The 24173-nt window shown below is 68.5% G+C and carries 34 protein-coding genes; all 34 read left to right on the top strand.

Annotated elements, in window-relative coordinates:
* Positions 1 to 556 precede the first annotated feature (556 nt).
* Positions 557 to 931, top strand: coding sequence for a 30S ribosomal protein S12 (gene rpsL, locus QOZ89_RS02910; RefSeq protein WP_007514810.1), 375 nt, complete (start codon positions 557 to 559; stop codon positions 929 to 931).
* Positions 932 to 1402: a 30S ribosomal protein S7 gene (gene rpsG, locus QOZ89_RS02905; RefSeq protein WP_007514811.1), complete on the top strand. Its 471-nt coding sequence runs from the start codon at positions 932 to 934 to the stop codon at positions 1400 to 1402.
* Positions 1403 to 1408: 6 nt separating this feature from the next.
* Positions 1409 to 3502 (top strand): elongation factor G, encoded by a 2094-nt coding sequence (fusA, locus tag QOZ89_RS02900; RefSeq protein WP_071050729.1) that lies wholly within the window; start codon positions 1409 to 1411, stop codon positions 3500 to 3502.
* 123 nt (positions 3503 to 3625) lie between these two features.
* Positions 3626 to 4819, top strand: coding sequence for an elongation factor Tu (tuf, locus tag QOZ89_RS02895; protein ID WP_071050728.1), 1194 nt, complete (start codon positions 3626 to 3628; stop codon positions 4817 to 4819).
* A 300-nt stretch (positions 4820 to 5119) separates the two neighbouring features.
* Positions 5120 to 5428: a 30S ribosomal protein S10 gene (gene rpsJ / locus QOZ89_RS02890; protein ID WP_007514815.1), complete on the top strand. Its 309-nt coding sequence runs from the start codon at positions 5120 to 5122 to the stop codon at positions 5426 to 5428.
* Between the two features lie 16 nt (positions 5429 to 5444).
* The gene (gene rplC, locus QOZ89_RS02885) at positions 5445 to 6143 is read left to right on the top strand and encodes a 50S ribosomal protein L3 (RefSeq protein WP_071050727.1); all 699 of its coding nucleotides are present in this window, start codon (positions 5445 to 5447) and stop codon (positions 6141 to 6143) included.
* Complete coding sequence (gene rplD, locus QOZ89_RS02880) at positions 6140 to 6832, top strand: 50S ribosomal protein L4 (protein ID WP_071050726.1); 693 nt, start codon at positions 6140 to 6142, stop codon at positions 6830 to 6832. The genes rplC and rplD overlap by 4 nt, the downstream gene beginning before the upstream one ends.
* A complete protein-coding gene (rplW, locus tag QOZ89_RS02875) occupies positions 6829 to 7125 on the top strand; it encodes a 50S ribosomal protein L23 (RefSeq protein WP_007514820.1) in 297 nt (98 codons plus the stop codon). Before rplD ends, rplW begins: the two co-directional genes overlap by 4 nt.
* A gap of 18 nt (positions 7126 to 7143) precedes the next feature.
* Positions 7144 to 7977, top strand: a complete 834-nt coding sequence (gene rplB / locus QOZ89_RS02870) for a 50S ribosomal protein L2 (protein ID WP_071050725.1) — start codon at positions 7144 to 7146, stop codon at positions 7975 to 7977.
* 87 nt (positions 7978 to 8064) lie between these two features.
* Positions 8065 to 8346 carry a 30S ribosomal protein S19 gene (gene rpsS, locus QOZ89_RS02865; protein ID WP_007514823.1) on the top strand — a complete coding sequence of 94 codons (282 nt, stop codon included), beginning with the start codon at positions 8065 to 8067 and terminating at the stop codon, positions 8344 to 8346.
* Positions 8339 to 8749, top strand: coding sequence for a 50S ribosomal protein L22 (gene rplV, locus QOZ89_RS02860; RefSeq protein WP_083419131.1), 411 nt, complete (start codon positions 8339 to 8341; stop codon positions 8747 to 8749). Before rpsS ends, rplV begins: the two co-directional genes overlap by 8 nt.
* Complete coding sequence (gene rpsC, locus QOZ89_RS02855) at positions 8749 to 9756, top strand: 30S ribosomal protein S3 (RefSeq protein ID WP_071050724.1); 1008 nt, start codon at positions 8749 to 8751, stop codon at positions 9754 to 9756. Before rplV ends, rpsC begins: the two co-directional genes overlap by 1 nt.
* A gap of 4 nt (positions 9757 to 9760) precedes the next feature.
* A complete protein-coding gene (gene rplP / locus QOZ89_RS02850) occupies positions 9761 to 10177 on the top strand; it encodes a 50S ribosomal protein L16 (protein ID WP_071050723.1) in 417 nt (138 codons plus the stop codon).
* Entirely contained in the window at positions 10177 to 10419 is a 243-nt protein-coding gene (gene rpmC / locus QOZ89_RS02845; protein ID WP_007514828.1) for a 50S ribosomal protein L29, read from the top strand. The genes rplP and rpmC overlap by 1 nt, the downstream gene beginning before the upstream one ends.
* A 5-nt stretch (positions 10420 to 10424) precedes the next feature.
* Positions 10425 to 10730: a 30S ribosomal protein S17 gene (gene rpsQ, locus QOZ89_RS02840; RefSeq protein WP_071050722.1), complete on the top strand. Its 306-nt coding sequence runs from the start codon at positions 10425 to 10427 to the stop codon at positions 10728 to 10730.
* Between the two features lie 128 nt (positions 10731 to 10858).
* Positions 10859 to 11227, top strand: a complete 369-nt coding sequence (gene rplN / locus QOZ89_RS02835; RefSeq protein WP_007514830.1) for a 50S ribosomal protein L14 — start codon at positions 10859 to 10861, stop codon at positions 11225 to 11227.
* A 3-nt stretch (positions 11228 to 11230) separates the two neighbouring features.
* Entirely contained in the window at positions 11231 to 11557 is a 327-nt protein-coding gene (gene rplX, locus QOZ89_RS02830; RefSeq protein WP_116271646.1) for a 50S ribosomal protein L24, read from the top strand.
* 69 nt (positions 11558 to 11626) lie between these two features.
* A complete protein-coding gene (gene rplE, locus QOZ89_RS02825) occupies positions 11627 to 12205 on the top strand; it encodes a 50S ribosomal protein L5 (protein WP_071050720.1) in 579 nt (192 codons plus the stop codon).
* 4 nt (positions 12206 to 12209) lie between these two features.
* Positions 12210 to 12395 (top strand): type Z 30S ribosomal protein S14, encoded by a 186-nt coding sequence (locus tag QOZ89_RS02820; protein WP_006539145.1) that lies wholly within the window; start codon positions 12210 to 12212, stop codon positions 12393 to 12395.
* Positions 12396 to 12512: 117 nt separating this feature from the next.
* Entirely contained in the window at positions 12513 to 12920 is a 408-nt protein-coding gene (gene rpsH / locus QOZ89_RS02815; protein WP_071050719.1) for a 30S ribosomal protein S8, read from the top strand.
* A gap of 11 nt (positions 12921 to 12931) precedes the next feature.
* On the top strand, positions 12932 to 13468 hold the full coding sequence (rplF, locus tag QOZ89_RS02810) for a 50S ribosomal protein L6 (protein WP_071050718.1): 537 nt from the start codon (positions 12932 to 12934) through the stop codon (positions 13466 to 13468).
* 10 nt (positions 13469 to 13478) lie between these two features.
* Entirely contained in the window at positions 13479 to 13853 is a 375-nt protein-coding gene (gene rplR / locus QOZ89_RS02805; protein WP_071050717.1) for a 50S ribosomal protein L18, read from the top strand.
* Positions 13854 to 13881: 28 nt separating this feature from the next.
* A complete protein-coding gene (gene rpsE, locus QOZ89_RS02800; RefSeq protein ID WP_007514837.1) occupies positions 13882 to 14493 on the top strand; it encodes a 30S ribosomal protein S5 in 612 nt (203 codons plus the stop codon).
* Positions 14493 to 14675: a 50S ribosomal protein L30 gene (rpmD, locus tag QOZ89_RS02795; RefSeq protein WP_071050716.1), complete on the top strand. Its 183-nt coding sequence runs from the start codon at positions 14493 to 14495 to the stop codon at positions 14673 to 14675. The genes rpsE and rpmD overlap by 1 nt, the downstream gene beginning before the upstream one ends.
* 1 nt (position 14676) lies before the next feature.
* The gene (rplO, locus tag QOZ89_RS02790; protein WP_083419129.1) at positions 14677 to 15186 is read left to right on the top strand and encodes a 50S ribosomal protein L15; all 510 of its coding nucleotides are present in this window, start codon (positions 14677 to 14679) and stop codon (positions 15184 to 15186) included.
* A 260-nt stretch (positions 15187 to 15446) separates the two neighbouring features.
* Positions 15447 to 16739 (top strand): preprotein translocase subunit SecY, encoded by a 1293-nt coding sequence (gene secY / locus QOZ89_RS02785; protein ID WP_071050715.1) that lies wholly within the window; start codon positions 15447 to 15449, stop codon positions 16737 to 16739.
* Positions 16739 to 17392 (top strand): adenylate kinase, encoded by a 654-nt coding sequence (locus QOZ89_RS02780; RefSeq protein WP_071050714.1) that lies wholly within the window; start codon positions 16739 to 16741, stop codon positions 17390 to 17392. Before secY ends, QOZ89_RS02780 begins: the two co-directional genes overlap by 1 nt.
* A 652-nt stretch (positions 17393 to 18044) precedes the next feature.
* Positions 18045 to 18881, top strand: a complete 837-nt coding sequence (map, locus tag QOZ89_RS02775; RefSeq protein ID WP_071050713.1) for a type I methionyl aminopeptidase — start codon at positions 18045 to 18047, stop codon at positions 18879 to 18881.
* 838 nt (positions 18882 to 19719) lie between these two features.
* Positions 19720 to 19941 (top strand): translation initiation factor IF-1, encoded by a 222-nt coding sequence (gene infA / locus QOZ89_RS02770; protein WP_006541558.1) that lies wholly within the window; start codon positions 19720 to 19722, stop codon positions 19939 to 19941.
* A gap of 204 nt (positions 19942 to 20145) precedes the next feature.
* Entirely contained in the window at positions 20146 to 20376 is a 231-nt protein-coding gene (gene rpmJ, locus QOZ89_RS48185; RefSeq protein ID WP_491723638.1) for a 50S ribosomal protein L36, read from the top strand.
* 277 nt (positions 20377 to 20653) lie between these two features.
* Positions 20654 to 21034, top strand: coding sequence for a 30S ribosomal protein S13 (gene rpsM / locus QOZ89_RS02760; RefSeq protein ID WP_071050712.1), 381 nt, complete (start codon positions 20654 to 20656; stop codon positions 21032 to 21034).
* Positions 21035 to 21202: 168 nt separating this feature from the next.
* Positions 21203 to 21613 (top strand): 30S ribosomal protein S11, encoded by a 411-nt coding sequence (gene rpsK / locus QOZ89_RS02755; RefSeq protein WP_071050711.1) that lies wholly within the window; start codon positions 21203 to 21205, stop codon positions 21611 to 21613.
* A 38-nt stretch (positions 21614 to 21651) separates the two neighbouring features.
* The gene (gene rpsD / locus QOZ89_RS02750; RefSeq protein ID WP_071050710.1) at positions 21652 to 22278 is read left to right on the top strand and encodes a 30S ribosomal protein S4; all 627 of its coding nucleotides are present in this window, start codon (positions 21652 to 21654) and stop codon (positions 22276 to 22278) included.
* Between the two features lie 499 nt (positions 22279 to 22777).
* Complete coding sequence (locus tag QOZ89_RS02745; protein ID WP_071050709.1) at positions 22778 to 23830, top strand: DNA-directed RNA polymerase subunit alpha; 1053 nt, start codon at positions 22778 to 22780, stop codon at positions 23828 to 23830.
* Positions 23831 to 24173 lie beyond the last annotated feature (343 nt).

The raw sequence follows: 24173 nt of genomic DNA, 5'->3' as shown, positions 1-24173 counted from the left end.
AGGGCGGCAGGTGAGGCGCCGCACCTCCGGTGGCGCTCGGCGGGCGGCCCGAGAAGGGCCGTGGGCGCGGATGACACCCGGTTCGACACTTGACGTGGGCGTGGGGTAATGTTGCGTCCTGTGGCCGGAGTCCACGTGACTCTGGCGTGTGTCCTGCGCCCCGATGTGGCGCTGTGGCGCCAGACTGACGACCGAGCGTTTCTGTCTGGGGATCTCTTCCCGGCCAGATGACGCGGGCCGCGGAGCACGGGTGACCTACGGGTATCCCCGGGCGAGTTGCGGCCAGAGACGGTTGGCGAACTGGACGCCGTCGGCGACTGTCGGGCCTGCTTCGTCTCAGGGACGCCGGCGGATGCCGGCGGGACTGTGCTGATGAGCGGGCAGGCGCGCTCCTCTCAGGACGACTCGGCTGACGGCTGAGGGGTGCTGGCAGGCGCGACACGCCCGACCGCGTGGGTCGGCGGGCAACCTGGAACCCCAGGTGGCAGCCGTCCTCGTGTGCCCGGCACGCCAGGCGAGAGAACAGCACCGCGACGGAAGAGGAACGGGAGCGCAGTTGCCCACGATCCAGCAGCTGGTCCGCAAGGGCCGGCAGGACAAGGTCGAGAAGACCAAGACCCCTGCCCTCAAGGGGAGCCCGCAGCGTCGTGGCGTGTGCACCCGGGTCTACACGACCACCCCGAAGAAGCCGAACTCGGCGCTGCGCAAGGTCGCCCGTGTCCGGCTGTCCAGCGGGATCGAGGTCACCGCGTACATCCCGGGTGTCGGCCACAACCTCCAGGAGCACTCGATGGTCCTGGTGCGCGGCGGCCGAGTGAAGGACCTCCCGGGCGTTCGCTACAAGATCGTCCGTGGCGCGCTGGACACCCAGGGTGTCCGCAACCGCAAGCAGGCCCGTAGCCGCTACGGCGCGAAGAAGGAGAAGGGCTAGATGCCGCGCAAAGGGCCCGCTCCCAAGCACGCTGTCGTCGTCGACCCGGTGTACGGGTCGCCGCTGGTGACCTCTCTGGTCAACAAGGTGCTGATGAGCGGCAAGAAGTCGATCGCCGAGCGGATCGTCTACGGCGCGCTTGAGGGCGCCCGTGAGAAGACCGGCAACGACCCGGTCGTGACGCTCAAGCGCGCGCTGGACAACGTCAAGCCGACGCTGGAGGTGCGCAGCCGCCGGGTCGGTGGCGCCACCTACCAGGTGCCGATCGAGGTCCGCGCCGGCCGCAGCACCACCCTGGCGTTGCGCTGGCTGGTCGCCTACTCGCGCGGCCGCCGCGAGAAGACGATGACCGAGCGGCTCATGAACGAGCTGATCGACGCGAGCAATGGTCTCGGCGCGAGCGTGAAGCGCCGGGAGGACACCCACAAGATGGCGGAGTCCAACAAGGCCTTCGCCCACTACCGCTGGTGACCTGTTATGGCTGATGTACGTGCCGCCCTGGCCACGACCCGCAACATCGGGATCATGGCCCACATCGACGCGGGTAAGACCACCACGACCGAGCGCATCCTCTACTACACCGGTGTGAACTACAAGATCGGTGAAGTGCACGACGGCGGCGCCACGATGGACTGGATGGAGCAGGAGCAGGAGCGGGGGATCACCATCACCTCCGCCGCCACCACCTGCATCTGGCGAGACCACACCATCAACATCATCGACACCCCCGGCCACGTCGACTTCACCGTCGAGGTGGAGCGGTCGCTGCGGGTGCTCGACGGTGCGGTCGCGGTGTTCGACGCGGTTGCCGGCGTGGAGCCGCAGAGCGAGACGGTGTGGCGCCAGGCCGACCGGTACAACGTGCCGCGGATCGCGTTCGTCAACAAGATGGACCGGGTCGGCGCGGAGTTCCACCGCTGCGTGGAGATGATGATCGACCGGCTCGACGCGACGCCGGCCGTCATCCAGCTCCCGTGGGGCGTCGAGTCCGACTTCAAGGGCGTCATCGACCTGGTCCGGATGAAGGGCCTGATCTGGCACTCCGAGGACAAGGGCGCCTCCTACGACGTCGTCGACATCCCGCGCGACCACGAGGAGGCCGCGCAGGAGTGGCGCGACAAGCTCCTCGAGACCGTCGCCGAGAACGACGACGACCTGATGGAGAAGTACCTCGAGGGCACGGAGCCCACCGTCGAGGAGCTGGTCGCGGCGATCCGACGGGCCACCCTCACCAGTGCGATCAACCCGGTCATGTGCGGCACGGCGTTCAAGAACAAGGGCGTGCAGCCCATGCTCGACGCCGTCGTCGACTTCCTGCCCAGCCCGACCGACGTCGGCAGGACCGTCGGTCACAAGCCGGGCAACGAAGAGGTCGAGGTCATTCGCGAGGCCACCGAGGACGAGCCGTTCTCCGCGCTCGCTTTCAAGATCATGTCTGACCCGTACGTCGGCAAGCTGACCTACATCCGGGTGTACTCCGGCAGGCTCTCGTCCGGTTCGGCGGTGCTCAACTCCACCAAGGACCGCAAGGAGCGGATCGGCCGCATCCTGCAGATGCACGCCAACCACCGGGAGGATCGGGACGGCGTCGGCGCCGGCCAGATCGTCGCGGTCGTCGGGCTGAAGAACACCACCACCGGTGACACCCTCTGCGACCCGAACGCGCCGGTCGTGCTGGAGTCGATGACATTCCCGGCTCCGGTCATCCACGTCGCGATCGAGCCGAAGACGAAGGCCGACCAGCAGAAGCTGGGCACCGCGATCCAGCGGCTCGCCGAGGAGGACCCGACCTTCCAGGTCCGCACCGACGAGGAAACCGGCCAGACGGTCATCTCGGGCATGGGCGAGCTGCACCTCGAGGTGCTGGTCGACCGGATGAAGCGCGAGTACAGCGTCGACGCCAACGTCGGCCGTCCGCAGGTCGCGTACCGGGAGACCATCCGCAAGAAGGTCGAGAAGGTCGATTACACCCACAAGAAGCAGACCGGCGGTTCCGGTCAGTACGCGCGGGTGATCATCAATCTCGAACCTTCCGGCGGCGACGGCGGTGGCTACGAGTTCCAGAACAAGGTCACCGGCGGTCGCATCCCGAAGGAGTACATCCCGAGCGTGGATGCGGGCTGCCAGGAGGCCATGGAGTTCGGTGTGCTCGCTGGCTACCCGCTGGTCGACGTAAAGGTCACCCTGCTGGACGGCCAGTACCACGAGGTCGACTCCTCCGAGCTCGCCTTCAAGATCGCCGGTTCGATGGCGTTCAAGGAGGCGGCGCGGAAGGCCGACCCGGTCCTGCTCGAGCCAATGATGTCCGTCGAGGTCACCTCCCCCGAGGACTACATGGGTGAGGTCATCGGCGACCTGAACTCGCGGCGCGGGCAGATCCAGGCGATGGACGAGCGCGGTGGCTCCCGGATCATCCGGGCGCTGGTGCCGCTTTCGGAGATGTTCGGCTACGTCGGCGACCTGCGGTCGAAGACCTCGGGCCGGGCGAACTACTCCATGCAGTTCGACTCCTACGCCGAAGTCCCCAACAACGTCGCGAAGGACATCATCGCGAAGGCCCGCGGGGAGTAACGCCCGTCCGGGGCGGAGCGGTCCCCGGATCTCCGCGCCAGCGGATGTCCGGGGGCACGGTCCCCCCGGACCCCGAACAAGACGATCTACAGCAAGACACCACCCGTCCTTGGAGGGACACCCGTGGCGAAGCAGAAGTTCGAGCGGACCAAACCGCACGTCAACATCGGCACCATCGGTCACATTGACCATGGCAAGACCACGCTGACGGCGGCGATCACCAAGGTCCTGCACGACGCCCACCCGGACCTGAACCCGTTCACCCCGTTCGACCAGATCGACAAGGCGCCCGAGGAGAAGGCCCGCGGTATCACCATCTCCATCGCGCACGTCGAGTACCAGACCGACAAGCGGCACTACGCCCATGTCGACTGCCCCGGTCACGCCGACTACATCAAGAACATGATCACGGGTGCCGCCCAGATGGACGGCGCGATCCTGGTCGTGTCGGCGACCGACGGCCCGATGCCGCAGACCAAGGAGCACGTGCTCCTCGCCCGCCAGGTCGGCGTGCCGTACATCGTGGTGGCCCTGAACAAGGCCGACATGGTGGACGACGAGGAGATCCTGGAGCTCGTCGAGCTCGAGGTCCGCGAGCTGCTGTCCATCTACGAGTTCCCGGGTGACGACCTTCCGGTCATCCGCGTCTCCGCTCTGAAGGCCCTCGAGGGCGACAAGGAGTGGGGCGCGAAGCTCCTCGAGCTGATGGACGCGGTCGACGAGTCGATCCCCGAGCCGGTGCGTGACATCGAGAAGCCGTTCCTGATGCCCATCGAGGACGTCTTCACGATCACCGGCCGCGGCACCGTCGTCACCGGTCGAGTCGAGCGCGGCATCGTCAAGGTGTCGGAGACCGTCGAGATCGTCGGTATCAAGCAGGAGACCCAGACCACCACGGTCACGGGTGTCGAGATGTTCCGCAAGCTGCTCGACCAGGGCCAGGCCGGTGACAACGTCGGTCTGCTCCTGCGTGGCATCAAGCGCGAGGACGTCGAGCGCGGCCAGGTCGTCGTGAAGCCGAAGAGCATCACGCCGCACACCGTGTTCGAGGCCCGGGTCTACATCCTGAACAAGGACGAGGGCGGCCGCCACACGCCGTTCTTCAACAACTACCGGCCGCAGTTCTACTTCCGGACGACCGACGTGACCGGCGTCGTGACCCTCCCCGAGGGCACCGAGATGGTCATGCCGGGCGACAACACCGAAATGGTGGTCGAGCTGATCCAGCCGATCGCCATGGAGGAGGGCCTGCGGTTCGCCATCCGTGAGGGTGGCCGCACCGTCGGCGCCGGCCAGGTCCTGAAGGTCGTCAAGTAGTTCCGCGTTTGGGCGGCGCGGGTCGGGCGTCATCGACGCCAGGCCCCGCCGCCCGCCGCTGGCTACCGGCATCACCGCCAGTCGCAACGTCTTGACCTGCGGCTGGTGCACGGCCCCGAACCCGGAGCGCCCGGGAGAAGGGCGAAGAAGAAGTGGTAACGCCCGGCGACCGGTGCACGGGCGAAGGGCGCGCGATGATGGCGAAGCCTCGCGCGCCTGGAGCCCAATGTAGGTATCAGCCCAGGGAGCCCGGTCGCGGTACCCCGGGTGACGAGACAGACAGGACAGGCGAAGCCCACCATGGCGGCACAGAAGATCCGCATCCGGCTCAAGGCCTATGACCACGAGGTCATCGACAGCTCGGCGCGCAAGATTGTCGAGACCGTGACCCGGACCGGGGCGCAGGTCGCGGGTCCCGTGCCGCTGCCGACGGAGAAGAACATCTACTGCGTCATCCGGTCGCCGCACAAATACAAGGACAGCCGCGAGCACTTTGAGATGCGGACGCACAAGCGGCTTATCGACATCCTTGACCCGACGCCGAAGACGGTCGACTCGCTGATGCGCCTCGACCTCCCCGCCGGTGTCGACATCGAGATCAAGCTGTAAGGGACCGGGCGCAGCCATGCTCAACCGAAACTACCGAGGGATCCTGGGCACCAAGCTCGGGATGACCCAGGTCTGGGACGCGCAGAACCGCGTCGTACCGATCACCGTGATCGAGGCTGGCCCTAACGTGGTCACCCAGGTGAAGACTCCGGACACCGATGGCTACTCGGCTGTCCAGCTCGGCTACGGCGAGATCGACCCGCGCAAGGTCAACAAGCCGACCCGGGGGCATTTCGGCGTCGCCGGCGTGACTCCGCGACGCCACCTGGCCGAGCTGCGGACCGCCGACGCGGGCAACTACACCGCCGGCCTGGAGCTCGACAGCTCTGTCTTCGAGGCCGGCCAGGTCGTCGACGTCACCGGCACGTCCAAGGGCAAGGGCTTCGCCGGCGTCATGAAGCGGCATGGCTTCAAGGGCCTGGGCGCCGGTCACGGCGTCGAGCGCAAGCACCGCTCGCCGGGCTCGGTCGGTGGCTGTGCCACCCCGGGCCGGGTCTTCAAGGGCCTGCGGATGGCTGGCCGGATGGGCAACGTGCGGGTGACCGTCGCCGGCCTGACCGTGCACGCGGTCGACGCCGAGCGGGGCCTGCTGCTGATCAAGGGCGCCGTCCCCGGTGTGGATGGCGGGCTGGTCTTCGTGCGCAGCGCGGCGAAGCGGCCGGCCCCGGCCGCCTTCCAGCCGGCGGACGCCCAGAAGGCTGAGGTGTCGGCATGACCACGATGTTCCGCAAGGCCGACGCCGGCGAGACGCGCACCGTGACGGTGCACGCGCTGGCCGGTGGCGAGGCCGGCACCGCCGAGCTGCCTGGCGAGATCTTCGACGTTCAGGTGAACGTCCCGCTGATCCACCAGGTTGTGGTGGCCCAGCAGGCTGCGGCCCGCCAGGGCACCCACGACACCAAGACCCGCGGCGAGGTTCGCGGCGGCGGCAAGAAGCCGTACCGGCAGAAGGGCACCGGCCGCGCCCGGCAGGGCTCGACGCGCGCCCCGCAGTTCGCCGGCGGTGGCACCGTGCACGGCCCGACGCCGCGCAACTACGAGCAGCGGACCCCGAAGAAGATGAAGGCCGCCGCGCTGCGCGGCGCCCTCTCGGACCGGGCCCGCGCCAACCGGGTGCACGTCGTCTCCTCGCTGGCCGAGGGCGAGACCCCGTCGACCAAGGCGGCGCTCACCGCGTTGAGCACGCTCGCCGACAGCCGGCACGTGCTCGTCGTGGCCGAGCGGATCGACGAGTTGACCTGGAAGAGCCTGCGCAACGTCCCGACGGTGCACCTGCTCGACCCGGGCCAGCTCAACACCTATGACGTGCTGATCAGCGACGACGTCGTGTTCACCGAGGCCGCGCTCGCCGCGTTCGTCGGCCGAGGCAAGGCGGCGGCCGACGCCGAGGAGGCGGACCAGTGATCCCCGACCCGCGCGACATCATCCTCAAGCCGGTCGTCTCGGAGAAGAGCTACGGCCTGCTGGACGAGAACGTCTACACGTTCATCGTCCGCCCAGACGCGAACAAGACCCAGATTAAGATCGCGGTCCAGCAGATCTTCAACGTCCGGGTGCTGAGCGTCAACACCATCAACCGGCCTGGCAAGCGCAAGCGGACCAAGTACGGCTGGGGCCAGCGCAAGGCCACCAAGCGGGCCATGGTCAGCCTGGCCCCCGGGGACTCCATCGAGATCTTCGGTGGCCCGGGCGCGTAACGGAGAGCTGGATTAGTCATGGGAATTCGTCGTTACAAGCCCACCACCCCGGGCCGCCGCGGCGCGAGTGTCTCCGACTTCGTCGAGATCACTCGTGACCACCCGGAGAAGTCGCTGGTCCGCCCCCTGCATTCCAAGGGCGGCCGCAATGCGCACGGCCGGATCACCACCCGCCACCAGGGCGGCGGCCACAAGCGCGCCTACCGGCTGATCGACTTCCGTCGGGACAAGGACGGCGTGCCGGCCAAGGTCGCGCACATCGAGTACGACCCGAACCGCACGGCCCGGATCGCGCTGCTGCACTATGCGGACGGCGAGAAGCGCTACATCGTCGCCCCGGTGAAACTCAAGCAGGGCGACGTGGTCAGCTCGGGCGTCGGCGCGGACATCAAGCCGGGCAACGCCCTGCCGCTGCGCAACATCCCGACCGGTACCGTCATCCACAACGTCGAGCTGCGGCCCGGCGGCGGGGCGAAGATCGCCCGCAGCGCCGGCGCGAGCGTGCAGCTGGTCGCGAAGGACGGGCCGTACGCCCAGCTCCGGATGCCCTCCGGGGAGATGCGCAAGGTGGACGCCCGCTGTCGGGCGACCGTCGGCGAGGTCGGCAACGCGGAGCAGAGCAACATCAACTGGGGCAAGGCCGGCCGGATGCGCTGGAAGGGCCGCCGCCCGACCGTGCGTGGTGTGGCCATGAACCCGGTCGACCACCCGCACGGTGGTGGTGAGGGCAAGACCTCCGGTGGCCGCCACCCGGTCAACCCGAAGGGCCGTCCGGAGGGCCGCACCAGGGCCACCCGCAAGGCCAGCGACAATCTGATCGTCAGCAACCGCAAGAAGGCGAAGCGCCGATGAGCGCGGTAGCAGCGGCCCAGGCCGCGTGCAGCCACCGCGCCGGCGTTCCCGCCGAGAACCACCACTGAGCAGGGAGGAGGAGACACAATGCCACGCAGCCTGAAGAAGGGCCCGTTCGTCGACGACCACCTGCTCAAGAAGGTGGACGTGCAGAACGAGAAGGGCACCAAGCACGTCATCAAGACGTGGTCGCGTCGCTCGACCATCATTCCGGACATGCTGGGCCACACCATCGCGGTGCACGACGGCCGTAAGCACGTTCCGGTGTTCGTCACCGAGGGCATGGTCGGTCACAAGCTCGGGGAGTTCGCCCCGACCCGGACCTTCCGCGGCCACGTGAAGGAAGACCGGAGGTCACGCCGTGGCTGACGACCTCGTCGACGGCCTGACCCGCGCCGGCCTGCCCGGCGCCAAGGCGACGGCTCGTTACGTGCGGATCTCGCCGACCAAGGCGCGCCGGGTCATCGACCTGGTCCGCGGCCGGTCCGCGCAGGAGGCACTCGACATCCTCACCTTCGCGCCGCAGTCCGCCAGCACCGACGTGTACAAGGTCGTGCGCAGCGCCATCGCGAACGCGGAGAACAACCACGGCCTCGACCCGACCACGCTGTTCGTCGGCGAGGCATACGTGGACGAAGGCCCGACGCTCAAGCGGATCCGCCCACGGGCACAGGGCCGCGCCTACCGCATCCGTAAGCGGACCAGCCACATCACGATCGTGGTCGAAAGCGTTGCGCCCGCGGATGATGCCACGAACAGGAGGGCCCGGTAGTGGGGCAGAAGGTCAACCCGCACGGGTTCCGGCTCGGCATCACGTCGGAGTTCACGTCGCGCTGGTACGCCGACAAGCAGTACAAGGCGTATGTCGGTGAGGACGTCAAGATCCGCAAGATGATGTCCAAGGGCATGGAGCGGGCCGGCATCAGCCGGGTCGACATCGAGCGCACCCAGGGACGCCTGCGCGTCGACATCCACACCGCTCGGCCGGGCATCGTCATCGGCCGCCGCGGCGCGGAGGCCGACCGCATCCGCGGCGACCTGGAGAAGCTGACCGGCAAGCAGGTCCAGCTCAACATCCTCGAGGTCAAGAACCCCGAGGTGGACGCGCAGCTCGTCGCGCAGGGCGTGGCCGAGCAGCTCTCCAGCCGCGTCAGCTTCCGCCGCGCGATGCGCAAGGCGATGCAGACCGCGATGAAGGGCGGCGCGAAGGGCATCCGGGTGCAGTGCTCCGGACGTCTGGGCGGCGCCGAGATGAGCCGGTCGGAGTTCTACCGCGAGGGCCGGGTGCCGCTGCACACCCTGCGGGCCGACATCGACTACGGCTTCTACGAGGCACGCACCACCTTCGGCCGTATCGGCGTGAAGGTCTGGATCTACAAGGGCGACATCGTGCAGAGCCGCGCCGAGCGCGAGGCCCAGGAGGCGCTGACGCGCCAGCACCGGCGGGAGCGCCCGCCGCGTCGCGGTCCGCGCTCCGGCTCGTCCGGCACGACGGCGGGCGGCACCGAGGCGGGTCGCGCGGCCGCTGAGCGGCAGCGCGGCGAGCGTCGGGGCAGGGGCGGCGGCGGCGGCGAGCAGGCCACGCCGGCGGCGCCGGTCACGCCTGAGACGACGCCCGCCGAGCCTGAGGCGACGGCACCCGCCGTGCCTGAGGCGACGGCCGCGCCAGAGCCGACGCCCGCCGTGACGCCGGAGCCGACCGCCACCGCGGTCACCCCGGACGCGTCGCCGGCACCGGCCGCCGCCGAGACGGCGGCGCCGGAGAAGGCGGAGGAGTAGGACAATGCTGATTCCCCGTAAGGTCGCGCACCGCAAGCAGCACCACCCGAGGCGGACCGGTGCCGCCAAGGGCGGGACCAGTATCGCGTTCGGTGAGTTCGCGATCCAGGCGCTGGAGCCGGCGTACGTGACCAACCGGCAGATCGAGTCGGCTCGTATCGCCATGACCCGGCACATCCGCCGCGGCGGAAAGGTCTGGATCAACATCTACCCGGACCGTCCGCTGACCAAGAAGCCGGCCGAGACCCGGATGGGTTCCGGCAAGGGCTCGCCGGAGTGGTGGATCGCCAACGTCAAGCCCGGCCGGATCATGTTCGAGCTGTCCGGTGTCGCTGAGCCGGTGGCCCGCGAAGCCATGCGCCGCGCGATCCACAAGCTCCCGATGAAGTGCCGGTTCGTGACCCGTGAAGGTGGTGCGTGATGGCTACCGCCACCAGCGCGGACGATCTGCGCGCGCTGTCCGGCGACGACCTCGTGGACAAGCTTCGCGAGGCCAAGGAGGAGCTGTTCAACCTCCGGTTCCAGAACGCGACCGGGCAGCTCTCGAACAACCGGCGGCTGCGGGCCGTCCGGCGCGACATCGCCAAGATCTACACGGTGATGCGCGAGCGTGAGCTCGGCCTGACCGTCGACCCGAGCCTTGCCGACGAGACAGCGGAGTGAGCGCAGTGGCAGACGAGAGCACCAACGAGGCTGGCGCCACGGCCGGCACGGACAGCGCCTCCAGGGGCTTCCGCAAGGTCCGTGAGGGCCTCGTGGTCAGCGACAAGATGCAGAAGACGGTCGTCGTCGCGGTGGAGGACAGGGTTCAGCACCCGCTCTACGGCAAGACGATCCGCCGGACGAAGAAGGTCAAGGCGCACGACGAGGAAAGCGCGTGCGGCGTCGGCGACCGGGTGCTCCTGATGGAGACCCGGCCGCTGTCGGCCACCAAGCGCTGGCGAGTCGTCCGCGTTCTGGAGAAGGCCAAGTAGTAACAGGCGGTGCCGGAGGCTCCGCCGCGATCGGCGGCGGAGCGTCCGGCAGGATGGCGAAGCCTCCCGGTCGCGGCGGGCTTCAACGGTGATAAGGAAATTCGCCGCAAGCGGGTCAGGAGCTCGAAGTGATTCAGCAGGAGACGCGCCTGAGGGTCGCCGACAACACGGGCGCGCGGGAGATCCTGTGCATCCGGGTGCTCGGCGGTTCGGGTCGTCGGTACGCGGGGATCGGCGACATCATCGTCGGCACGGTTAAGGACGCCCTGCCCGGCGCCGGCGTGAAGCGCGGCGACGTGGTGAAGGCGGTCGTGGTGCGCACCGCGAAGGAGCGCCGGCGGCCGGACGGCTCCTACATCCGGTTCGACGAGAACGCCGCTGTGCTCATCCGGGACGGTGGGGACCCTCGAGGCACCCGCATCTTCGGGCCGGTCGGGCGCGAGCTGCGGGACAAGAAGTTCATGAAGATCATTTCGCTGGCACCGGAGGTGCTGTAGGCCGTGGCCGGTATGAAGATTAAGAAGGGCGACACGGTCCAGGTCATCTCCGGCAAGGACCGCGGACTGAAGGGGAAGGTCATCCGAGCCCTCCCCACGGAGAACAAGGTGGTCGTGGAGGGGGCGAACCGGGTCACCCGGCACACTCGCGTCCAGACCACGACCCGTGGCTCGCAGTCGGGTGGCATCGTCACCCAGGAGGCTCCGATCCACGTCAGCAATGTCGCGATCGTGGACCCGAGCGACGGGAAGCCGACCCGAGTCGGTTACAAGATCAATGAGGACGGTACCAAGGTGCGCATCTCGCGGCGCACGGGTACCGAGCTCTAGGCCGAAAGCGATGCCAAAATCTTTTCCTCTGGCATTGCTGGAGGCCACCAGTGAAATTGGACGAGGCTAATGACTGTGACCACTGAGGCTCCAGCGGCGCCCGCCCTGCCGCGGCTCAAGCAGCGCTACCGCGAGGAGATCTCGCCGGCGCTGCGTGAGCAGTTCGGCTACGCGAACGTCATGCAGACCCCCGGCGTCGTGAAGGTCGTCGTCAACATGGGTGTCGGCGACGCTGCCCGCGACGCCAAGCTCATCGACGGCGCGCTGCGCGACCTGGCCGCCATTACCGGCCAGAAGCCGGCGGTGCGCCGGGCGACCAAGTCCATCGCCCAGTTCAAGCTGCGCGAGGGCATGCCGATCGGGGCGAAGGTGACCCTGCGCGGCGACCGGATGTGGGAGTTCCTCGACCGGCTCGTCACGATCGCGCTGCCCCGCATCCGTGACTTCCGTGGCCTGTCGCCCAAGCAGTTCGACGGGCGCGGCAACTACACGTTCGGCGTGACCGAGCAGTCGATCTTCCACGAGATCGACATCGACAGGATCGACCGGGTGCGTGGCATGGACATCACGGTCGTCACCACCGCCACCACTGACGACGAGGGCCGGGCGCTCCTGCGCGCGCTGGGCTTCCCGTTCAGGGAGAACTAGAAGCATGGCGAAGAAGGCGCTAGTCGAGAAGGCTGCTCGCAAGCCGAAGTACGCGGTCCGCGGCTACACCCGCTGCCAGCGGTGCGGCCGGCCGCGCTCGGTCTACCGGGTGTTCGGGCTCTGCCGCGTGTGCCTGCGGCAGATGGCGCACCGAGGTGAGCTGCCGGGCGTTACCAAGAGCAGCTGGTAAGATCATTTCTGGCCTCCGGGGTTCACTTCGAGGGTCAGCTCGGTAGCACCACCCAGTCGCGGTAGGCCCGGGACCCAGCAGGGATCGCGGGAACCCCCGTGAGGAAGGCGTCAACTCATGACGATGACCGATCCGATTGCGGACATGCTCACGCGCGTCCGCAATGCCAACCGGGCGTACCACGACCGGGTGGTGATGCCACACAGCAAGATCAAGGTGCACATCGCCGAGATCCTGCAGCAGGAGGGCTACATCCTCGGCTGGCACGTCGAGGCGCCCGAGAACGACGGGCCTGGCAAGAACCTCGTAGTGGACCTGAAGTACGGCCCCAACCGGGAGCGCTCGATCGCGGGTGTGAAGCGCATCAGCAAGCCCGGCCTGCGGGTGTACGCGAAGTCGACCAACCTGCCGAAGGTGCTCGGCGGCCTGGGCGTGGCGATCATCTCCACGTCCACGGGGCTGCTGACCGACCGGCAGGCGGGCAAGCGCGGCGTGGGCGGCGAAGTCCTCGCCTTCGTCTGGTAGGGGGTGCCGACATGTCACGCATCGGCCGTCTGCCGATTCAGGTGCCGAGCGGCGTCGAGGTGTCCCTCGATGGCCAGCACGTCACCGTCAAGGGCCCCAAGGGCACCCTTTCGCACACCGTCGCCGCGCCGATCACGGTCGCCCAGGAAGAGGGCAAGATCGTGGTCAGCCGTCCCGACGACGAGCGCAACTCGCGCGCGCTGCACGGCCTGACCCGGACGCTGGTTTCCAACATGGTCATCGGTGTCACCGACGGGTACTCGAAGACGCTGGAGATCGTCGGCGTCGGTTACCGCGTCCAGGCCAGGGGCTCTGACCTGGAGTTCGCGCTCGGCTACAGCCACTCGGTGCCGGTCAAGGCGCCGGAGGGCATCCGGTTCGAGGTCCAGGCGCCGACCCGCTTCGTCGTGCACGGCATCGACAAGCAGCTGGTCGGCGAGGTCTCGGCCAAGATCCGTGGCCTGCGCAAGCCTGACCCGTACAAGGGCAAGGGCGTGCGCTACCAGGGCGAGGTCGTCCGCCGCAAGGTCGGGAAGACCGGGAAGTAGGAGATAGATCATGGCTGTGAGCCTCACCGCCAGCGCTCGGCGCCGGACCGCGCGGCTGCGCCGGCACGTCCGGGTGCGCAAGCGGGTCTCCGGCACCCCGGTCCGTCCGCGCCTCGTCGTCAGTCGTTCCTCGCGGCACATCTACGCCCAGGTCATCGACGACGTCGCCGGCCATACCTTGGCATCCGCCTCGACGCTCGACGCCTCGCTGCGCGGCGCCGAAGGCGACAAGACCGCCCTCGCCCGTGAGGTCGGCAAGCTCCTGGCCGAGCGAGCGAAGGCCGCCGGGCTGTCCGCCGTGGTGTTCGACCGGGGCGGGCGCACCTACCACGGCCGGATCGCGGCGCTCGCCGACGCGGCCCGCGAGGCGGGGCTGGACTTCTGATGGGTTCTACGAAGGGGATGTTCTAGAGATGCCAGGGCAGCAGCGCCGTGGCGGCGGTGCCGGCGGCGGCTCCGACCGCCGCGAGCGCCGAGACCGCTCGGGAGGCGGCCAGGCGCAGGAGAAGACCGCCTACGTCGAGCGCGTCGTCGCGATCAACCGGGTAGCCAAGGTCGTCAAGGGTGGGCGCCGGTTCAGTTTCACCGCGCTCGTCGTGGTCGGGGACGCGGACGGCACCGTCGGCGTCGGCTACGGGAAGGCCAAGGAGGTGCCCGCGGCGATCGCCAAGGGCGTCGAGGAGGCCAAGAAGCACTTCTTCAAGGTCCCGCGGATCGGCGCGACGATTCCGCACCCGATCCAGGGCGAGGCGGCCGCTGGCGTCGTGCTGCTGAAGCCGGCATCCCCGGGTACCGGCGTCATCGCCGGCGGCCCGGTGCGTGCCGTGCTGGAGTGCGCCGGCGTGCACGACGTGCTGTCGAAGTCGCTCGGCTCGTCCAACCCGATCAACATCGTGCACGCGACCGTGGCCGCGCTGCGCGGGCTGACTCGTCCCGAGGAGATCGCGGCCCGCCGCGGCCTGCCGCTCGAGGACGTGGCCCCGCCAGCGATGCTGCGGGCACGGGCCGCGGCGGCTGGTGCGTGATGGCCTCCCTGTTGATCACCCAGGTGAAGTCCGAGATCGGCGGCACCCATAACCAGCGGGCGACGCTGAGGACCCTCGGCCTGCGGAAGATCAGGGCGACCACCACGCGTGAGGACACCCCGCAGGTCCGTGGCATGATCAGGACCGTGGCGCACCTCGTCACGGTCGAGGAAGTGGACTGACATGGCGGAACTGACCAAGGACGCCACCGCTGAAGCCAGCACGGCCAAGACCGCGGGCGGCGAGCGCGGGCGCGCGCTCAAGATCCACCACCTGCGGCCGGCTCCGGGCGCGAACCGGCCCAAGATGCGGGTCGGGCGCGGTGAGGGGTCGAAGGGCAAGACCGCCGGCCGCGGTACCAAGGGCTCCAAGGCCCGCAAGCAGGTCCCGGCCACCTTCGAAGGTGGCCAGATGCCCCTGCACATGCGGGTGCCGAAGCTCAAGGGCTTCAAGAACCGATTCCGCGTCGAGTACCAGGTGGTGAACGTCGCCGCCCTCGCGGAGCTGTTCCCCGAGGGCGGCGAGGTGACCGTCGAGGCGCTCGTCGGCGCGGGCGCGGTCCGCAAGAACGCGCTCGTGAAGGTGCTGGGTGACGGCGAGCTGGGTGTCGCGCTGCGGGTGAGTGCGCACGCGTTCTCCGGGTCCGCACGCGAGAAGATCCTCGCCGCTGGCGGGAGCGTTACCGAAGTGTGAGTTCGGGGACGGGCGTGCACACGCCCGTCCCCTTTCGGTGGACACTGGGCTTGGGCGCCGTTCATCCTCACGGCGTCGGTCGCCCGGTGGGCCCGAGAGGACCAGGGGTGCCCGACGGGCGTCAGCCGATGTCATGTCGGGACTCGTGAGCCTCCGGGGCTGTTACAGTCGCCTCACGGCGTCCGGACGATCCACCGGATACCCGCCACGCGGACCAGGCGCCGTGGCTGTTCGCGTCCTTCCCCCCGGCAGGAGGAGCCGTGCTCACCGCCTTCACGCGGGCCTTCCGCACGCCGGACCTGCGCAAGAAGCTGCTGTTCACGTTCGGGATCGTGATCCTGTTCCGGATCGGCAGTGTCATGCCGGCACCCGGGGTGTCCACCAGGGCCGTGAACACCTGCCTGAGCACGGCGAGCACGGGCGCGAGCAACGTCTACTCGCTGATCAACCTGTTCAGCGGTGGCGCTCTGCTGCAGCTTTCGATCTTTGCGCTCGGCATCATGCCGTACATCACGTCGAGCATCATTCTTCAGCTTCTCGTCGTAGTCATCCCGCGGCTCGAGCAACTGAAGAAGGAAGGCAGCGCGGGTGAACAGAAGATCACCCAGTACACGCGCTACCTGACCATCGCGCTCGGCATCCTGCAGGCGACTGGCATCATCGCGCTGGCCCGCAGCGGCCGGCTGTTCCCCGGCTGCGACGCGGCCGTCATCCCGGATACGAGCCTGTTCCGGATCGCCACCTTGGTGATCACAATGACCGCGGGCGTCGGCGTCATCATGTGGCTCGGCGAGCTGATCACGGCCCGCGGTATCGGTAACGGTATGTCGCTGCTGATCTTCACCTCGATCGCGGCGCGGCTGCCCTCGCAGGGCACCGCCATCCTCCAGGTCGCCGGGGGTGTCGTCTTCACCCTGGTCTGCCTGCTGGGCCTCGCGATCGTGGTCTTCGTCATCTTCGTCGAGCAGTCCCAGCGACGCATCCCGGTGCAGTACGCCAAACGGCTCATCGGTCGGCGCATGTACGGCGGGACCTCGACCTACCTCCCGATCAAGGTGAACCAGGCCGGCATCATCCCGGTCATCTTCGCCTCCTCGCTGCTGCAGCTGCCGCAGCTGGTTGGGCAGGTGTGGAACAACCAGGGCTTCCAGGACTTCGAGTCCCGTTACCTCTCTCGAGGTGACCATCCGCTCTACCTGGCTACCTACGGCCTGCTCATCATCTTCTTCACGTACTTCTACGTCGCGATCACGTTCAACCCGACCGAGGTCTCCGACAACATGAAGAAGTACGGCGGGTTCATCCCGGGTATCCGGCCCGGCCGGCCGACGGCCGAGTACCTTGATCACGTCCTCTCCCGGATCACCCTGCCGGGCTCGTTGTTCCTGGGGGTGATCACCGTTCTTCCGCTCGCGTTGCTGAACCTGACGAAGGACCAGCCCTTCCCCTTCGCCGGGACGTCGGTGCTGATCATGGTGGGGGTGGGACTGGAAACCGTGAAGCAGATCGAGAGCCAGCTCATGCTCCGCAACTACGAAGGCTTCCTCCGGTAGTGCGCCTCGTACTGGTCGGACCACCGGGAGCAGGCAAGGGCACGCAGGCCGCGTTCATCGCGACGGCGCGGTCGATCCCCAAGATCTCCACCGGTGATATCTTCCGTGCGAACGTCCGAGAAGGCACGGAGCTGGGTGTCGCGGCGAAGAACTACATGGACGCCGGCGACCTCGTCCCCGACGAGATCACGATCGGCATGGTCCGCAACCGCCTGGCCGAGGACGACGCCGTCAAGGGCTTCCTGCTCGATGGGTTCCCGCGCAATGTCCCCCAGGCCGAGGTTCTCGGCGGGATGCTCGACACCATGGGCACCCAGCTGGACGTGGTGCTCGAGCTCGTCGTCGACGACGACGAGGTCGTCCGGCGACTGTCTGGACGGCGTACCTGCCGCTCGTGTGGGCACATCTGGCACGTCGACTTCGACCCGCCGACCGTCGAGGACGTCTGCGACCGCTGCAACGGCGAGCTGTTCCAGCGGGACGACGACCGCCCGGGGACCGTCCGGCACCGTCTCGAGGTCTATGCCGAGCAGACGTCCCCGCTCGTGGCCTACTACGCGGAGCGCGGGGTGCTGATCGGTATTGACGCCACCGGCCCGGTCGACAACGTCACTGAGCGAGCCTTGGACGCGCTGCGTCACCACGGCGCTTGAACGTGACGAATTGAGCTACAGCCCAGGAGATATGTAGCTCCCCCAGCATCCCCGGTTCGCAACGTTCAAGCGCAACGCAGCCGCGCTGGCCCGGAGGCGTGCCTCCGCGGAGGCCCGGCCACCGAGCGACGGGGTCCCTGCGGAATCGGCGAAGCCGATTTCGGAGGTCGTGAAGGTGGTTGGGCCGCAGCGGAGGTCGCCGGAGGGCACGTCCGCGGAGGAGCGGACCTCCCAGATCGGCTCCGCAAGCTCCCAGACCTCCTCGATCGGCTTCGCCGATCGAGCAGGAACCCCGGATCCGGCAGGAACCCCGGCCGCGCGGAGGTCCCTTCCGCAGCGAAGCAAGGAAGGGGCCGGAGTGCGGCGCCCGGACGGAGCGGACCAGAGACACTGCGTCGGGGTAGACAAGATCTATTCGGCGCCCATCCGCACGTGGCGGGCTATGGTCTTCTGAATGGGCCGCATCGCGTGATGGGACAAACCGGGTGAATCTGGACGAACCGCCCGGTCCCGGCGCGAGGTTCCCGCTCGGTGGGCTTATGGTCGGGTTGCTGAGTACGTCGGGTGTGCTGGGCAGTTCGGGTGGTGAGCGCCTTCGCTCCACGGGCGGGGTCGGCGGAGGCAGCATCGAGAGGCGAGACCGGGGCTGAGCATGGCGCGACGAGAACACGTCCAGATCAAGACGGCGGCCGAGATCGCCAAGATGCGGATCGCCGGCCTGCTGGTCGCGCAGACGCTTGACCGGCTGCGCGAGGCCGCGGTGCCAGGCGCGACGACGGCCGACCTGGACGCGGTCGCCGAGCGCACCATCCGCGCCGGCGGCGGCATCCCCTCCTTCAAGGGCTACGCCCACCCGCCGTACCCGGCGTCGATCTGCAGCTCGGTCAACGACGAGGTGGTGCACGCGATCCCGAACAAGCGTCGGGTGCTGCGCGACGGCGACATCATCTCGATCGACTGCGGCGCCATCGTCGACGGCTGGCACGGCGACGCGGCGATCACCGTGCCGGTCGGCAAGGTAGCGCCCGAGGTGCTCGACATGATCCGGGTCTGTGAGGAGTCGCTGTGGCGCGGGCTTGCCGCGGCCCAGCTCGGCGGCCGGCTTACCGACATCTCCTCGGCGGTCGAGCAGCACATCCGCCCGTCCGGCTACGGCATCGTGGACAACTACGGCGGTCACGGCATAGGTACCGAGATGCACCAGCCGCCGCACATCCTCAACCATGGTCGGCCGGGCCGCGGGATCAAGCTGGTGGCGGGGCTGGCGCTCGCGATCGAGCCGATGATCACGATGGGTTCGCCGGACACGATGGTGCTCGCGGACGACTGGACGGTCTCGACCGTCGACGGTTCCCTGGCCGCGCACACCGAGCACACCGTCGCCATCACGCCGCGCGGCCCGTGGGTCCTGACCGCCCATGACGGCGGCGCCGCCAAACTCGCGACGCTCGGAGTCGCCTGCGGTCAGCCGGCCGGGGCGTCCACCTGAGCCCACGCCGGCCGGGACCGCCCTCTTCGCGCCCAAGCAGGCACGAAGGTACGCGACCGAACTGGCGCGGAGGCCCGACCACGAGCGAAGCGATGTGGGTCCCGCATCAGGCCGGACCTGGTCTCGCACCGTTCAAGCGTGACGCACCCGAGCTGGCGCGGAGGTGCGCCTCCGCGGAGGCCCGGCCACGAGCGAAGCGAAGCGATGTGCCCCCGCGAACGCTGCGGCTTCGGGTTGGTGACGTCACAGCGGGACGCAACCGAGCTGGGCGCGGAGGCGTGCCTCCGCGGAGGCCCGGCCACGAGCGAAGCGACGTGGTTGGGCCGCAGCGGAGGTCGCCGCAGCGCACGTGAGCGGAGGAGGACACGGCGCGGAGGTCCCGTGGGAGCGAAGCGAGTACGGGGCCGGAGCGCCGTGCCCGCACGGAGCGAACCAGAGACAGAGCACGGAGCGAACCATCAACGCAGTCAGCTCGATTAGCCCTTGACGAAGGCGGCGCGTAGACTTACAAGGCGGTGGTCTCTCACGTCCATCGATCTGTTGTGCCGTGGCGCAGGTTCGCCTGATCGTTCGCGTGGATGGCCGCCGTCTGGGTGACCACGGGTGCGAGTGGTTATCAGTGCGGATCGCGTACCGCGACCGCGACGGGCGGATCTCTTGATCGCCCAGTCGCCGTCGGCTGGTGGTGCTGGGCGTTCCTGATCGGGCGTGGTTGCAGGGGCTACCACGGCGCCCGCCATGGTTGCCGGCCGAGGCCGGCTTCCCCGGGGGCCCGGGATATTGGTCCGGGGGACATCCCCGGATTCCGTTGGTTGCAGACGTCAGGACAGTGGAGGACATGCCGAAGAAGGACGGGGCCATCGAGATCGAGGGCCGGGTAGTGGAGCCGCTTCCGAACGCGATGTTCAGGGTGGAGCTCCAGAACGGGCACCGCGTTCTCGCCCATATCAGCGGCAAGATGCGCCAGCACTACATCCGGATTCTTCCGGAGGACCGGGTGGTGGTCGAACTGTCGCCCTACGACCTGTCCCGCGGACGCATCGTCTACCGCTACAAGTAGGCCGCATCGGAGGCATCCTCCCTCCGAGCGGGTGCGTTTCCCGCTCGCGCGCGGCCCGCTGCCGCACGCGGGAGGTAGCGGCGGCGGCGATGGTCAAGCCGAGCCGCGAGGCGAGTACGCTTGGTCGCTGACCGGTGGTCAGCTTTGCCAGGCCGCACAAGTGTTTCAGGAGGCACCTCACCACAGGTCCGCTGGCGCGGATCGGTGGGTACCCCCTGGTCCCGGGCCCCGAGGTCGAGTTCCGCTCGATCAGGCGGGCGCAACGTTCCACATCGTCACCTATGCGCGGCCCGCGGCTGCGCGCGGGAGGTAGCGGCAGCCGTGAAGGTTAAGCCGAGCGTCAAGAAGATCTGTGACAAGTGCAAGGTCATTCGCCGTCACGGGCGCGTGATGGTCATCTGCGACAATCTTCGCCACAAGCAGCGCCAGGGCTGAGTCACACCTGTCCGCTGGGTGGATGACCGGAGCCTGCGTGGCACGGTGCGGGAGAGCCGGTCGGGTGGGGAGTAAGCTCGTCCTTGCCCTTGGTGAGATCTTCTGAGAAGGCTCATCGAGTAGAAGCGTCGTCAGGGCGCGGTGGGGCCGTTCGCGCGGAACGCGCGGCCGGCAGCCCGCGTCGCAACCCCCGGTCGGAGGCCGGGGCCTAGTCGGTCACAGAGCCGATGGGGGAGGCGACGCCCAGATACCTCCGAAGCAGGAAGGAACCACCTTCATGGCACGCCTTTCGGGCGTTGACCTGCCCCGCGAGAAGCGGGTCGAGATCGGCCTGACCTACATCTTCGGGATCGGGCGCACCCGCTCCAAGGCGACCCTGGTGGCTACCGGGGTCAACCCGGACACCCGGGTCCGCGACCTCACCGAAGACGAGGTCGTCAAGCTGCGTGACTGGATCGACGCGAACTACCGCGTCGAGGGCGACCTGCAGCGAGAGATCAAGCAGGACATCCGGCGCAAGATGGAGATCGGCTGCTACCAGGGTCTCCGGCACCGGCGCAACCTCCCCGTGCACGGCCAGCGGACGCACACCAACGCCCGCACCCGCAAGGGCCCGCGCCGTGCCATCGCCGGCAAGAAGAAGCCCGGCAAGAAGTAGTCACCGGTCGCGCCGCCCCAACCGGGGCGGGCCGCCTTCTCGCCGGCTTCTGGTCGGCTTCACGGCGGCTCGTTCTGACCCCGCGGGACACCTCAGGACCCTGGCCGGGCCAGGGCGGCGCTCATCCGGGCCGACCGACGACCTCGCAGACGGAGACCACGACAGCACATGCCTCCCAAGACTCGCGCCGGCGGCGCCGGCGTCAAGAAGGTACGCCGCAAGGAAAAGAAGAACGTCGCTCATGGGCACGCCCACATCAAGAGCACGTTCAACAACACGATCGTCTCGATCACGGACCCCACCGGGAACGTGATCTCCTGGGCTTCCGCCGGCCATGTCGGCTTCAAGGGCTCCCGTAAGTCGACGCCGTACGCCGCGCAGATGGCCGCCGAGAACGCGGCGCGCAAGGCGCAGGAGCACGGCATGCGCAAGGTGGACGTGTTCGTGAAGGGCCCAGGCTCCGGCCGGGAGACCGCGATCCGGTCGCTGCAGGCGGCGGGCCTCGAGGTCGGCACGATCCAGGACGTCACCCCCACTCCGCACAACGGCTGCCGCCCGCCGAAGCGGCGCCGGGTCTGACCAGTCCGAGCCGGACGAGACAGAGAGAAGAAGGACGAATGGCCCGTTACGTCGGCCCGGACTGCAAGCGTTGCCGTCGCGAGAAGACCAAGCTGTTCCTCAAGGGCAGCAAGTGTGAGTCGCCGAAGTGCCCGATCGAGATCCGGCCCTACCCGCCGGGTGAGCACGGCCGTGGGCGCACCAAGGACTCCGAGTACCTGCTCCAGAAGCGCGAGAAGCAGAAGTGCGCGCGGATCTACGGCATCCTGGAGAAGCAGTTCCGCGGCTACTACGACGAGGCGAACCGCCGCACCGGCAAGACCGGTGACGAGCTGCTGAAGATCCTCGAGTCGCGGCTGGACAACGTGATCTACCGCGCGGGGTTCGCCCCGTCCCGGGACGCTGCCCGCCAGGCGGTGCGGCACGGACACGTGCAGGTGAACGGCCACAAGGTGGACATCCCCAGCTATCGGGTCAGCGAGAGCGACATCGTCGAGATCGCGCCGAAGGCGCGGGAGCTCACCCCGTTCATCATCGCGCGGGAGACCGCCGGTCAGCGGACCGTTCCCGGCTGGCTCGAGGTGATCTCCAGCCAGATGCGGATCCTGATTCACTCGCTGCCGGCTCGGGCCGCCATCGACACCCAGGTCCAGGAGCAGCTGATCGTCGAGCTCTACTCCAAGTAAGGCATCGGCTCAACGGGCGCGGAGCGCCCGGTCGCCGATTGCCGTCGGGCGCTGAGCGCCCTCCCCAGCGTGGTTCCGGGTTCCTGGGTATGTCCGGGGCCCGTGCTGGTCGGGGGTTGGGAGCTTGGTCGCGTTGGCGGTGGCTGCCGGGGAGCCTGGGGCCGTTAGCTTCGGCCGGGGCGCCCCGGGGCCACGCCGTACCAGGTTGGTGGGCATGGCCCGGGCTCCCTGGTTGTGGTGAAAGCTTGGTTTGAGTGGTCATCGGCCGTCGGGGGGACCCGGCGGCCATGGCTGTGTTCCGGGTCGGCCCGGTTGGCGGGTCGGGGCAGGAGCACAATGGAAGGCGGCGCGTCGTGGTATGGCCGCGACGCGCGAGACGGTGGGGCGGGCGGACAGAGGCCGTACCCCGCTGCCGCTCCTTCGGAGCCGCTGGACGGCTCCGAGGGGAGCACTTGCACGGCGTCATATGGCGGGCGTCGTGGTTGGAAGGAAGTAGCACATGCTGATCGCTCAGCGTCCCACTCTGGCTGAGGAGCCGATCGCCGAGTTCCGGTCCCGGTTCGTGATCGAGCCGCTGGAGCCTGGCTTCGGCTACACCCTCGGCAACTCGCTGCGTCGCACCCTGCTGTCGTCCATTCCGGGCGCGGCGGTGACGAGCATCCGGATCGACGGCGTGCTGCACGAGTTCTCGACGGTTCCCGGAGTCAAGGAAGACGTCACCGACCTGATCCTGAACCTCAAGGAACTGGTCGTCAGCTCGGACAACGACGAGCCGACGGTGATGTACCTGCGCAAGCAGGGCCCCGGTGAGGTCACCGCGGCGGACATCGCGCCGCCGGCGGGTGTCGAGGTGCACAACCCCGACCTGCACCTGGCGACCATCAACGACAAGGGCAAGCTCGAGATCGAGCTGACCGTCGAGCGCGGCCGTGGCTACGTCAGCGCGGCGCAGAACAAGCAGCCCGGCCAGGAGATCGGCCGCATCCCGATCGACTCGATCTACTCGCCGGTGCTCAAGGTCACCTACAAGGTCGAGGCGACCCGTGTCGAGCAGCGGACCGACTTCGACAAGCTGATCGTCGACGTCGAGACCAAGCAGTCGATCTCGCCGCGGGACGCGATGGCGAGCGCCGGCAAGACCCTGGTCGGCCTGTTCGGGCTGGCCCAGGAGCTCAACGCCGAGGCGGAGGGCGTCGACATCGGCCCGTCCGCGCAGGACGCGCAGCTGGCCGCCGATCTCGCCCTGCCGATCGAGGAGATGGACCTGACCGTCCGCTCCTACAACTGCCTCAAGCGCGAGGGCATCCACACGATCGGCGAGCTGGTCTCACGCAGCGAGGCGGACCTGCTCGACATCCGCAACTTCGGCCAGAAGTCGATCGACGAGGTGAAGACCAAGCTGGGGGCCATGGGCCTGCAGCTGAAGGACTCCCCGCCCGGGTTCGACCCGCGGCAGGCGGTTGACACCTACGGCACCGACACCTACAACCCGCCGTTCTCCGCGGGCCAGGACGAGGACGGCACCGAGTACGTCGAGACCGAGCAGTACTGAAACTCTTTGTTCGTGGCGGAAGGCACGGGCCTCCGGCCCCGACCTCCGCTAGCGCTCCGGTCGGGACCTCCGGCCCGTGTCCTCCGCCACGAACGGGTCTTCGCGTAGTCAGGTGTGCCAGTGACGCCGCGTCGCTTCGCTCGCGGCGTCCTGGCACACCTGACTACGCGAAGACCTTGGGTACAGCTTCACCAGTAAGACCAGCTCCACCAGCAAGCAGCAAGAACTGCTTCACCAGCTGGACCTGTTCGCAGGGATCCACGTCGGATGGTGTTCCGGAGCCGACCGGGGCGCCGGGACACCAGACCGACCCGGTCCGTCTAAGGCGGTGCGTTCGCCTCAG

The organism is Pseudofrankia coriaricola (assembly GCF_032027725.1).
Lineage (GTDB): Bacteria > Actinomycetota > Actinomycetes > Frankiales > Frankiaceae > Pseudofrankia.
The sequence above is the reverse complement of the archived record's forward strand: the minus strand, read 5'-3'. Positions and strand labels throughout refer to the sequence as shown.

What these genes read in the sequence shown, in the direction of transcription:
- rpsG (WP_007514811.1), top strand. Translation starts at nt 932, where the DNA reads ATGCCGCGCAAAGGGCCCGCTCCCAAGCACGCTGTCGTCGTCGACCCG.
- fusA (WP_071050729.1), top strand. Translation starts at nt 1,409, where the DNA reads ATGGCTGATGTACGTGCCGCCCTGGCCACGACCCGCAACATCGGGATC.
- rpsJ (WP_007514815.1), top strand. Translation starts at nt 5,120, where the DNA reads ATGGCGGCACAGAAGATCCGCATCCGGCTCAAGGCCTATGACCACGAG.
- rplC (WP_071050727.1), top strand. Translation starts at nt 5,445, where the DNA reads ATGCTCAACCGAAACTACCGAGGGATCCTGGGCACCAAGCTCGGGATG.
- rplD (WP_071050726.1), top strand. Translation starts at nt 6,140, where the DNA reads ATGACCACGATGTTCCGCAAGGCCGACGCCGGCGAGACGCGCACCGTG.
- rplB (WP_071050725.1), top strand. Translation starts at nt 7,144, where the DNA reads ATGGGAATTCGTCGTTACAAGCCCACCACCCCGGGCCGCCGCGGCGCG.
- rpsS (WP_007514823.1), top strand. Translation starts at nt 8,065, where the DNA reads ATGCCACGCAGCCTGAAGAAGGGCCCGTTCGTCGACGACCACCTGCTC.
- rplP (WP_071050723.1), top strand. Translation starts at nt 9,761, where the DNA reads ATGCTGATTCCCCGTAAGGTCGCGCACCGCAAGCAGCACCACCCGAGG.
- rpmC (WP_007514828.1), top strand. Translation starts at nt 10,177, where the DNA reads ATGGCTACCGCCACCAGCGCGGACGATCTGCGCGCGCTGTCCGGCGAC.
- rplE (WP_071050720.1), top strand. Translation starts at nt 11,627, where the DNA reads ATGACTGTGACCACTGAGGCTCCAGCGGCGCCCGCCCTGCCGCGGCTC.
- QOZ89_RS02820 (WP_006539145.1), top strand. Translation starts at nt 12,210, where the DNA reads ATGGCGAAGAAGGCGCTAGTCGAGAAGGCTGCTCGCAAGCCGAAGTAC.
- rpsH (WP_071050719.1), top strand. Translation starts at nt 12,513, where the DNA reads ATGACGATGACCGATCCGATTGCGGACATGCTCACGCGCGTCCGCAAT.
- rplF (WP_071050718.1), top strand. Translation starts at nt 12,932, where the DNA reads ATGTCACGCATCGGCCGTCTGCCGATTCAGGTGCCGAGCGGCGTCGAG.
- rplR (WP_071050717.1), top strand. Translation starts at nt 13,479, where the DNA reads ATGGCTGTGAGCCTCACCGCCAGCGCTCGGCGCCGGACCGCGCGGCTG.
- rpsE (WP_007514837.1), top strand. Translation starts at nt 13,882, where the DNA reads ATGCCAGGGCAGCAGCGCCGTGGCGGCGGTGCCGGCGGCGGCTCCGAC.
- rpmD (WP_071050716.1), top strand. Translation starts at nt 14,493, where the DNA reads ATGGCCTCCCTGTTGATCACCCAGGTGAAGTCCGAGATCGGCGGCACC.
- rplO (WP_083419129.1), top strand. Translation starts at nt 14,677, where the DNA reads ATGGCGGAACTGACCAAGGACGCCACCGCTGAAGCCAGCACGGCCAAG.
- map (WP_071050713.1), top strand. Translation starts at nt 18,045, where the DNA reads ATGGCGCGACGAGAACACGTCCAGATCAAGACGGCGGCCGAGATCGCC.
- infA (WP_006541558.1), top strand. Translation starts at nt 19,720, where the DNA reads ATGCCGAAGAAGGACGGGGCCATCGAGATCGAGGGCCGGGTAGTGGAG.
- rpsM (WP_071050712.1), top strand. Translation starts at nt 20,654, where the DNA reads ATGGCACGCCTTTCGGGCGTTGACCTGCCCCGCGAGAAGCGGGTCGAG.
- rpsK (WP_071050711.1), top strand. Translation starts at nt 21,203, where the DNA reads ATGCCTCCCAAGACTCGCGCCGGCGGCGCCGGCGTCAAGAAGGTACGC.
- rpsD (WP_071050710.1), top strand. Translation starts at nt 21,652, where the DNA reads ATGGCCCGTTACGTCGGCCCGGACTGCAAGCGTTGCCGTCGCGAGAAG.
- QOZ89_RS02745 (WP_071050709.1), top strand. Translation starts at nt 22,778, where the DNA reads ATGCTGATCGCTCAGCGTCCCACTCTGGCTGAGGAGCCGATCGCCGAG.